The organism is Enterobacter sp. B79-1 (genome assembly GCF_057444735.1).
On sequence record NZ_JBYAZJ010000002.1, the window covers coordinates 543,477 to 554,192 of the forward strand.

Annotated in this window: 8 protein-coding genes and 1 pseudogene; all 9 read left to right on the plus strand. The window is 58.4% G+C overall.

Annotation, left to right across the window (positions count from 1 at the left end):
• Entirely contained in the window at positions 1-1,872 is a 1,872-nt protein-coding gene (gene tssF, locus AC2T6E_RS10385) for a type VI secretion system baseplate subunit TssF (protein ID WP_260662169.1), read from the plus strand.
• Positions 1,869-2,912, plus strand: coding sequence for a type VI secretion system baseplate subunit TssG (gene tssG, locus AC2T6E_RS10390; RefSeq protein ID WP_010432864.1), 1,044 nt, complete (start codon positions 1,869-1,871; stop codon positions 2,910-2,912). Before tssF ends, tssG begins: the two co-directional genes overlap by 4 nt.
• 38 nt (positions 2,913-2,950) lie before the next feature.
• Entirely contained in the window at positions 2,951-5,566 is a 2,616-nt protein-coding gene (gene tssH / locus AC2T6E_RS10395) for a type VI secretion system ATPase TssH (protein ID WP_260662167.1), read from the plus strand.
• Positions 5,567-5,590: 24 nt separating this feature from the next.
• A complete protein-coding gene (locus AC2T6E_RS10400; protein WP_108417636.1) occupies positions 5,591-7,012 on the plus strand; it encodes a serine/threonine protein kinase in 1,422 nt (473 codons plus the stop codon).
• A 32-nt stretch (positions 7,013-7,044) separates the two neighbouring features.
• Positions 7,045-8,463 (plus strand): Tle-like phospholipase domain-containing protein, encoded by a 1,419-nt coding sequence (locus AC2T6E_RS10405; RefSeq protein ID WP_212473625.1) that lies wholly within the window; start codon positions 7,045-7,047, stop codon positions 8,461-8,463.
• 35 nt (positions 8,464-8,498) lie between these two features.
• Positions 8,499-9,224 carry an ankyrin repeat domain-containing protein gene (locus AC2T6E_RS10410; protein ID WP_486691592.1) on the plus strand — a complete coding sequence of 242 codons (726 nt, stop codon included), beginning with the start codon at positions 8,499-8,501 and terminating at the stop codon, positions 9,222-9,224.
• A 29-nt stretch (positions 9,225-9,253) separates the two neighbouring features.
• Entirely contained in the window at positions 9,254-9,712 is a 459-nt protein-coding gene (locus AC2T6E_RS10415) for a hypothetical protein (protein ID WP_226347763.1), read from the plus strand.
• A gap of 27 nt (positions 9,713-9,739) precedes the next feature.
• Positions 9,740-10,093: pseudogene (locus AC2T6E_RS10420) on the plus strand (ADP-ribosylglycohydrolase family protein); the annotation flags it as partial.
• A gap of 105 nt (positions 10,094-10,198) precedes the next feature.
• The coding region (locus AC2T6E_RS10425; protein ID WP_486691576.1) for a type VI secretion system Vgr family protein at positions 10,199-10,716 on the plus strand (518 nt) is incomplete at its 3' end.

Here is a 10,716-nt window from a genome sequence, read left to right on the forward strand (position 1 = left end):
ATGGAAAGTAAACTGCTCGAATACTACAACCGTGAGCTAGCCTACCTGCGCGAAATGGGGGCCGAGTTTGCCGAACGCTACCCTAAAGTCGCCGGACGGCTGGGCATGCGCGGCATCGAAGTGGCGGACCCGTATACCGAACGTCTGATGGAGGGCTTCGCCTTCCTGACCTCCCGCGTGCAGATGAAAATGGACGCGGAGTTTCCGCGCTTCTCCCAGCGTCTGCTGGAGATGATTGCGCCTAACTATCTCGCGCCCACGCCGTCGATGGCGATCGCGGAGATTGAGCCCGACAGCAGCCGGGGCGATCTGAGCAAGGGTTTCCTTGTGCCGCGCGGTACCATGATGGACAGCCTGGCGCTGAAGAAGACCGGCGTGACCTGCAGCTATACCACGGCGCACGAGGTTAATCTGCTGCCGCTGAAAATCGACAGGGTCGAGCTGGGCGGCGTGCCCGCCGATCTGCCGCTCGCGCAGCTGGGGCTGAGCCAGCGGGGGATCAACAGCGCCTTACGGATCCGCATCGCCTGCGACGGCCCGCAAAACCTCGGGCACCTGGATTTCGACCGTCTGGAATTCTTCCTCGGTGGTCCGGACATTGAAGCGCTGAAGCTGCTGGAGCTGGTGATGGAGCACCACGCTGGGATCGTCTGTCAGACGGTCAGCCCGCAGCCGCAGCGACAGCTGCTGGCGTCTGACGCGCTGCGCCAGGAAGGATTTGAGCCTGACCAGGCGCTGCTCCCGGACGATCTGCGCAACTTTGACGGGTACCGCTTGCTGCAGGAGTATTTCGCGTTTCCGGCCCGCTTCCGCTTCATCAGCCTCAGCGGTCTGAGCAAGCTGATTCAGCGTTGTGAAAACGAAAAAGCCTTTGATATTTTCATCCTGCTGGATAAGTCGGATGAACAGCTGGAGCGCGTGGTCGATGCCAGCCATCTGGCGCTGCACTGTACGCCGGTCATCAACCTGTTCCCTAAGGTCGCGGCGCGTCAGAAGCTGAACGAAGGCCAGCATGAATACCATCTGGTGGTCGATAACATTCGTCCGCTGGATTATGAAATTTACGCGGTCAAAAAAATCTATGGCAGCGCCGACGGCCAGCGTGATGACCAGACGTTTCGTCCATTCTGGAGCACCTGGAGCGGCGATGCGGGCAACTACGGGGCCTATTTTTCCCTGCGTCGCGAACAGCGCGTGCTTTCCGAGCACGCCCTGCGCTACGGCACCCGTACCGGCTATATTGGCTCGGAGGTCTTTGTTTCGCTGGTGGATGAACAGCACGCCCCCTGGCAGGAAAACCTGCGCTATATCTCTGCCGAGGTGCTCTGCACCAGCCGCGACCTGCCGCTGATGCTGCAGCAGGAGCTCGGGCAGTTCATTATGGCCGACTCCATGCCGGTGAAATCCCTCACCCTGCGTAAAGGGCCGACGCCGCCGCGTCCGGCGCTGGCCGAAGGGTTCAGCACCTGGCGGCTCATCAGCCAGCTGCAGATGAACTACCTCAGCCTGATGGACAGCGAAAATGAAGACGGCGCGGCCGCGCTGCGCCAGCTGTTAGGGCTGTACGCCAACCTGGCAGAAACGCCCGTTGCGCGTCAGGTGGAGGGGGTACGCCACTGCGTGCTGGAGCCGGTTCACCGCCGCGTGCCTGAACCCGGCCCGGTCGTTTTCGCCCGCGGGATCGGCATTACCCTGATGGTGGATGAGCGAGCCTTTTCCGGCGCCAGCCCGTGGCTCTTCGGCAGCGTAATGGAGCGTCTCTTTGCCCGTCTGGTGTCCATCAACAGCTTTACGGAGTTCACCCTGAAGAGTCAGCAGCGCGGCGAGATTGGCTACTGGACACCGCGCATGGGTAAAAGGGCGCTGATATGAGTGACGCTGCCACTGCACCGCTGCGCGTACATCGCCTGACCCGGTTGCCGGATACGTTCTGGAGCGGGGTCCGTGAGACGCCCTGGCGCTACGATCTGTTTCAGCTGTTAAGGCGCATTGATGCCCAGGGCGGCGAGCGCTACCCGCTGGGACGCGCGCCGCTGCCGAAATTTGAGCCGCTGCGCATCGGCCAGCAGCCGTCGATGAGTTTTGCGCCGTCGACGCTGGCCCAGGTACGTCAGCGGGAGGAGAGCGGGCTGCACGAGGTCTCTATCCTCAGCTTCGGCCTGTTTGGCCCGAACGGCCCGCTGCCGGTCCACATGACCGAATATGCCCGCGAGCGTATTTATCATCATCAGGACACCAGCCTCAGCGCGTTTGCCGATCTGTTCCACCACCGTCTGGCGCTGCTTTTTTACCGCGCCTGGGCGGATGCGCAACCGGCGGTCTCTCTGGATCGCGCCGATAACAAGCGCTTTGAGGGCTACCTGGCGTCGCTGATTGGCATGGGGCAGCCGGGGCAGATGAACAAAGGCAGCCTGAGCTCGCATGCACGCTTTACCCACGCCGGGCACCTGACCCGTAACGGGCGGGATCCGGAGGGGCTGGAGAAGATCCTGCGCAACTATTTTAAAGCGCCGGTCAAGCTGGTCAGCAACGTGCCGCAGTGGATGCCGCTTTCCACGCGCGAGCAGGCGCAGCTGGGAGCAGGACGCCGCATGCCGCGCATGGGTGAGTCCGCCTTTCTCGGCGTCGCCGTCCGCGACGTTCAGCATAAGTTTCGCATCGACATTGGCCCGCTGAGCGCGGAGGAGTACAACCGCTTTCTGCCGGGAGAAGCGTGGGTCACCGAGCTGCGCGACTGGGTCCGTCAGTACGCCGGGGTGGAGTTTGAATGGGAAACGCGGGTGATCCTGCGTGAAGACGCGGTGCAGGGCACCACGCTCGGCAGCAATGGGCGATTAGGCTACAACACCTGGCTGGGCCGTCAGCCGCAGCCTGTCCCGCGTGGCGATCTGGTGTATCGCGCAGAGCGGTAATCCTTCCGTATACCGAATTATTGTTAATGGAAACTAACATGTCAGAAATTAGCCGTGCCGTGCTTTTCGGCAAACTGGATACGCTGTTATTTACCTCTCTGGAAAGCGCCACTGCGTTCTGCAAGCTGCGCGGCAACCCCTATGTTGAGCTGGTGCACTGGCTCCATCAGCTGATGCAGCAGCAGGATGGCGATCTGCAGCAGGTCATCCGCCACTTTGCCCTTGATGAACAACAGCTGACGCGCGATATCGTTGCGGCGCTGGATGTCCTTCCGCGCGGGGCGAGTTCCGTTTCCGATCTCTCCGAACATATCGACAGCGCCGTGGAGCGCGCCTGGGTCTTCGGCTCGCTGAAGTTTGGCGTCAGCCGTATTCGCGGCGGCCATTTGCTGATCGGCATGCTTAAAACCTGGAACCTGGCCAACGTGCTGAAAAGCATCTCGTCACAGTTCACCCGCCTGAACGTCGAGGTGCTGATTGAGCAGTTCGACGCTATCTGCGCCAACAGCAAAGAGACGCAGCAGGCCGCAGCCGCCGTCGATGCACCGGCGGGTGCGGTACCGGCTGCGCAGGGGACGCTGGCCCAGTACGGCCAGGACCTGACCGCCCGCGCTCGCGAAGGGAAGATTGACCCGGTTGTCGGGCGCGACGAGGAGATCCGCCAGATGGTGGATATCCTGATGCGTCGCCGCCAGAACAACCCGCTGCTGACCGGGGAAGCCGGGGTCGGCAAAACGGCGGTGGTGGAAGGGCTGGCGCTGCGTATCGCCGACGGCGACGTCCCGGAGCCGCTGCAAAATATCCAGCTGTGGCTGCTGGATATCGGCATGCTGCAGGCTGGCGCAGGCATGAAAGGCGAGTTTGAAGCCCGTCTGCAGGCGCTCATTAATGAAGTCCAGTCCAGCGCAACGCCGATTATTCTGTTCATCGATGAGATCCATACCCTGATTGGCGCAGGCGGCCAGCAGGGGACCGGCGATGCGGCGAACCTGCTGAAGCCAGCGCTGGCGCGCGGACAGCTGCGCACCATCGGCGCCACCACCTGGGCGGAATACAAAAAGTACATCGAGAAAGACCCGGCGCTGACCCGTCGTTTCCAGACGGTGCAGGTGCATGAGCCGGACGAAGCGAAAGCCATTCTGATGCTGCGCAGCACCGTGTCGCCGCTGGAGACGCACCACCAGGTGCTGCTGCTCGACGAAGCGGTCAGCGCGGCGGTGAAGCTGTCGCATCGCTACATCCCGGCGCGTCAGCTGCCGGACAAAGCCGTTGCGCTGCTCGACACCGCCTGCGCCCGCGTCGCGGTCAGCCAGAGCGCGCCGCCCGCGCAGCTGGAAGACTGTCTGCGCCACCTTGCCGCGCTGGACGTGGAAATTGAGATCGCTGAGCGCGAAGCGCGCGTCGGTGCCGGTGACGCTGAGCGCGTAACGGCGTTACGTGCAGAACGCGACGCGTACGAAACAAAACGCGAAGCTCTGGCCCAGCGCTGGGAAGAAGAACGCAGCCTGGTCCAGGAGATTATTCGCCTGCGTGCGGCGCTGTTCGCGGCGGGCGATGAAGATAGCGCCGAGCTGCGCAGCCAGCTGGCGGAACAGCAGCAGGCGCTCAACGCCTTACAGGGCGATGAACCGCTGCTGTTTGCGGCTGTGGATGAAAACGTGGTGGCCGCGGTGGTCTCTGACTGGACCGGGATCCCGCTGGGCCGGATGGTGAAAAACGAGATCGACGCGGTGCTGAACCTTGCTGACACGCTGAACCAGCGCGTTATTGGACAGCGTCACGGTCTGGATCTCATTGCCCGCCGCGTGAAAACCTCGCGAGCGAAGCTCGACGATCCCAACAAACCGGTGGGCGTCTTTATGCTGTGCGGCCCGTCCGGCGTCGGTAAAACCGAAACCGCGCTGGCGCTCGCGGAATCCCTGTACGGCGGCGAGCAGAATGTTATCACCATCAACATGAGTGAATTCCAGGAAGCGCACACCGTTTCAACGTTAAAAGGTGCGCCTCCGGGCTACGTGGGCTATGGTGAAGGCGGTGTATTAACCGAGGCCGTGCGCCGCCGCCCGTACAGCGTGGTACTGCTGGACGAAATTGAAAAAGCACACCCGGACGTCCACGAGATCTTCTTCCAGGTCTTTGATAAAGGCTGGATGGAAGACGGCGAGGGACGCCATATTGATTTCCGTAACACCATCATTATTCTGACGTCTAATGTCGGTACCGACCTGATTAGCGCGATGTGCGCCGATCCGGAGCTGATGCCGGAGCCTGACGCGTTAAGCGGCGCGCTGCGCCAGCCGCTGCTGGAGGTATTCCCGCCGGCGCTGCTGGGCCGTCTGCTGGTGGTGCCGTACTATCCGCTCAGCGACGAGATGCTGGGGCTGATTGTTCGTCTGCAGCTCAAGCGCATTCAGCGCCGTCTGGAAGAGAATCACAACATTATTTCTGAGTTTGACGACAGCGTGGTGGAACAGATTGTTCAGCGCTGTACCGAGGTGGAGTCCGGCGGCCGCATGGTGGACGCTATTCTGACCAACACCTTACTGCCTCAGATGAGCCAGATCTTACTTACCGCCAGCCGCAGCGACGAGCAGTACCGACGTCTGCACGTCACCTGCGAGCAGGGCGAGTTTCACTGTCAGTTTGCCGCGTAATAATCATCAAGAGAACTGTAAAAGATGACGGATAATGATAACAATCGGACTGTCCCAAACGCGCTCCCGGTCGGGTACCGCTTCAACGAGTTTGAAATCAAAGAGGTGATCGGCGGCGGCGGTTTTGGCATCGTCTATCGCGCGTGGGATCACCAGCTCGAACGCACTATCGCTATCAAAGAATTTATGCCTTCCTCGCTCGCCGTGCGCGGCGATGACATGACCCTCGTGCTGCGCAGCGAGCGCTTTGGCAAAGCGTTTTCCGCCGGCCTGAACAGCTTTATTCAGGAAGCCCGTCTGCTGGCGCGCTTTAACCATCCGAACCTGCTGCACGTCCTGCGCTTCTGGGTGCAAAACGACACGGCCTACATGGGGACGCTGTTCTACAGCGGCACCACGCTTTCACGCCTGCGTGAAGAAAAGCCGGAACTGATCAACGAGGCGTGGATCCGCCGCACGCTGCCGATGCTGTTTGGCGCGATCAAGACCATTCACGACGAAGGCTACCTGCATCGCGATATCTCTCTGGATAACATTCAGATCCAGGATAACGGCCTGCCGGTGCTGCTCGATTTCGGCTCCGCGCGCCGCACCATCGGTAACCTCTCTGACGAAACGGAAACCATGCTGCGCCCGGGCTTTGCGCCGATTGAGCAGTACACCGACGACAACGAAAGCGAGCAGGGTCCGTGGACGGATATCTACGCCCTTGGTGCCGTGCTGCGTACTCTGATCGTGGGATCGCCGCCGCCGGTCAGCGTGGTGCGCTCTATCCAGGATACCTGCAAACCGCTGGTGGAAATCATGCCGCAGGGTTATTCCATCCCGCTGCTGCAGGCTATTGACCGCGCGCTGGCGCTGCACATGGAGGACCGTCCGCAGTCTATCGACGAGTTCGCGGCGCTGATTGAGATGCCGGTCGCCGGTATCAACGATGTGCTGACCGCCAAAAAAACCGGCACCATGCTGGTTCCGGTAGAGGAAGAGAAACCTGCTTCGGCGCTTGACTGGCGCCGCTACAAGATCCCGGGCCTGGTTGCCGCTGGCGTGCTGGTGGGCATTGTCGCCGGAGCCATGCTGTTTAGCGGCGGCGGTCAGGATGCGCCCGAGCAGGCTGCACAGGCACCGGCAGAGACGCGTCCGGCTGAAACCGCCGCGAACACGCCAGACGTGAAGCCGGAAACGGAGAAGGTTAGCGAGCCGGCGGCGGCGGAACAGACTCCACCACCTGTCGCCAGCCCGGTCGCGCTGGTCTATATCCGTATCCAGGACGGCGAAACGCTGAAAGTGAACGGCGAGCCAAAAGCGCTGCGTCCGGCGACCAACGGTTATGCATCGCTCAAGCTGCCAGCCGGTGAGGCGAAGATTGAACTGCAGGGCAACGGGAGAACGCGTACCCAGACGCTGGATATTGCCAAGCCGGGTACCTGGCTGGTGAATCCGTAAGTCAGGCAGGGACAGGGAACAGGACGGAGCGAATGTATAACATTAAGTTTGTCTATCTTTTCAGCGAGAACGTCTCGCCAGCGCTTTTTGCGAAAATTATCCGCCCGTCCGTCGCCGGGCAGTGGATTATGTCGGTGCCCGACAATTCGCTGCGCTCGCTGTTCACGCGCTACGATCTGCTGTACTCCATTACCGGTGCAAATCCGTATCAGTCAGGTCGCGATACCCGCAAGCTGATTGCGCAGGATCTCGACATGGGCAGGATCGTGGCTATCGACGAGAGTTTTCGCAACTGGTCGTCAGTGACTGAGATGTTTTATATCAATGCCGATGGGCGATTACAGGCTGCCTCAAATACGGGTCTGGGCTGGTATCCGGAGAGCACTATCGTTGAACGTTACGAAACCATGGTGCGCACCTATGGTTCCCGCCCCGCGCCAACGGAGCTGCCGACGCAGGTGGTGAAATCCAAAGCGGCTCAGGTGCCTGACCAGCCGACGCCGGGCAAAGACGGTAAAACCTATGCCTCTCAGTTGCAGAATATGACCAAAGCCGAACGCTGGCAGGCCCGTAAGGACCTGATTGCGAAGGGCAGCAACAGTCTCTATCCGGATGCGCAGATCGCGGCTAAACGGTTAGCGGCGAATAATATTGCCGTGGAGAAAGCGAAGCTTGCGGAAAATGTTTATAAGACTGTAAACCCGCTGGAAACGACGCCGGGCGTGCCGAAGGGATGGACGGATATTAGTAATGACGCAGCGGCGCTGAAGAAGCTTGGGCTGAACAGCAAATCACTTTTCGACAATACAGCCTCTCCTGATTTTCTGGCCCGCGTATATCAACCCGACCCCGAGGTGTTTGGTCGTGATATGAACCCAACGTTGGTTTTCAGAGGATCACGGCAACCCGAATTTTTCCCCATGAAGAACATGGCTGACTGGAAAAATAACGGTGCGCAAGGGCTCGGAATGGCGTCAGATTACTATAAAAGAGCAGTGGGTCTTGGCGAACAACTCGCTAAATCCGGTAAACAAGTGGACATTGCGGGCCACTCTTTAGGGGGCGGATTAGCGTCTGCTACCGCGATGGCCAGCGGTATGCCGGGATGGACCTTCAACGCGGCCGGTCTGCATCCGGGTACCGTAGAGAAATACGGCGGAAGTTTGTTGGGCAGTACGGAAAATATTCAGGCTTACCGGGTTGAAGGTGAACTGCTGACAAAAATTCAGGAAGTTAACCTTTGGGAAGATTTCAAAACGGTTAAAGGACACGTGCCGGCGCTGATAGCCAAAGAAGAGCTTTCTGCCGTCATGCCTAACGCTGCCGGAATTGCACACGACCTTCCGGGGGGAACGGGAGGTGCTCTCGATCGCCATGGCATCGATCAGGCGATTAAATGTATTGAGCAACAGAAAGATGAAGACATCGCAATTATCGGGAGTCGCGCGTGAAATCATTGATTACTGGCTGGATAGCGCTTTGTTTAATGTTTATGGTTCAGGGGTGCAAGCAAAATATGGATTTAAAACCAGACAATTACTTCAGTGGTCAGCAACTCACAGTCGCGCGTGCAATTGAAGCCGGTGAGATGAATGAGGTTATTAAATTAGCGTCGCAAACCGACCTTAATAAGCCCGGTAAAGAGGACATGACGCTGTTGTTTTGGGCGGTGATGAACGCAATTAACGATAAAAAAACACCGGAACAGCTAAATATTATTACCGCTCTGGTTAAATCGGGGGCAGATCCGCTCCAGCCAAGGCCTAAAGGAGAGAGCAGTCCGGCTGAATATGTGCTGAAAGCAGACAGTGGGGTCTGGATAAAGGCGATGCTTGAGGGCGGATTATCGCCGGATGCGAAGGATAAAACGTTTGGGGAACCGATTATCTTCGAGACCCTCGAAGCAAAAAACACCGATACGCTGCAGGCGATGCTTGACGGTGGAGCGGACATCAATATTACCAATTCACTGGGTAATACGTTGCTGATCGCCGCGCTGGACTTTCACTCTTACGACCATGTCCTGCTTTTGCTGGAGCGTGGTGCAAATGCTGAGATCAAGGCGGATAATGGCTGGACAATGGCCAACCAGCTTCAGCGTTATCTGAACCGGGCGAAAGAGGGCAGTGACGAATATCAAAAGCTGACTGAAATCAAAGAAACGCTTATTCAGCATGGCGGTAAATGGTCTCCTGCACCGGTGAGTCAGTAATGTTGTTAAACAGTGCACTTCCTTGAGCAATGATGAGTGTTAAAAAGCAGGTATTCATTTTCTGGGGAACGATGGATGCGCTGGCTGTTGCGGTCTACTGTGCGCAGTCTGTGCGCCATGACAGAGTCCCCTTTGTATCCGATATATCCTCTTTCAGTGCGACAGGAAACTGGCTTTATGGTGGTGGGTCCGGCGTTCTGCTGCTTTTCTTTATTCTCGATTTCTTGTTGCTGTTGTCGCTCTTTGCCTCGGCATGGTGCTTTCTGACCGGGAAGCCTTTCGCGAGCAGATTGGCGCTCTGCCAGGAAGTTTTTCGTCTGATCTCCTTCCGGTACTCGGTGACCCTTTTCCCGCTGTTGTTGAATCTCGCGGGTGCCTCAAGCGTCTGGCTGTATAGTGTTTTGTTTATATTTTCAGAGTTTCTTAAGATCTACTCTCTGTGGATACATCAATACGGAAGGACGCGTAATGCTCGATCTTCACAGTGACGATGCTGTGGTTATCCAAAAGAGGCGTTGTTCAAGCCTCATCGGTTTCCTTTGTGCGCAAGGGTTATGATCGTTAACGCTGGTGAGTACAAGCATAAGTCCTGTCACCAGATTCGCTCCAGCGGTTATGTTATCGATACGCTTGAGGCCGCAATGTGGGCGGTATGGCATACGGATAATTTCCGTGATGCGATCCTTCATGCCGCCAATCTGGCGGATGATGCCGACCGCGTTGCGGCAACGGCAGGTCAACTAGCCGGTGCGTTATATGGCTATTCAGGTATTCCGCAGAAGTGGAAAGATAAACTGGTCCAACACGAACGTCTGGTCAGCATGGCAGGGGAGCTATTTCACAGTGCACCTGAGGATAACTTTCTTTAACGTTTCTGACGCATAAGAGCACCGGCGTATATCCAAAACCACTTTGTCAAAATTAGCTTTACGTTCAAACACGTTTTCAGCATAAACCATTACGGAATACAGATTATGCTCAACCGAATTACCGTTCAGCTCCCGGTCGAGGGGCTGCTCTTCTGGAAACTCTCCGGCCGCGAGGCGATGTCCGAGTCGTTTGCGCTGACGCTGACCCTGCTCGGCACGGACGCGCGCATTGACCGCAGCAAATTGCTCGGGCAGCCGGTCACGGTGACCATCCCGACGCAGAACCTGCTGACCTCCCGCTATATCAACGGCAAAGTCACGCGCGTGGCGGTGAGCGCCGTTGAGCTGACGGGCACCCGCTACGCGGTGTACCAGCTGACGGTGGAGCCGGACCTGTGGCCGATGAAGCGCGACCGCAACCTGCGTATCTTCCAGGGGCAGACGGTGCCGCAGATAGTGAAAACCCTGCTGGGTGAGCATCAGGTCAACGTGGAGGACAAGCTCACCGGCAGCTACCGCGTATGGGACTACTGCGTGCAGTATCAGGAGTCGAGCCTGGACTTCATCAGCCGCCTGATGGAGCTGGAGGGGATTGCCTATCACTTCAGCCACGAGGCCGACAA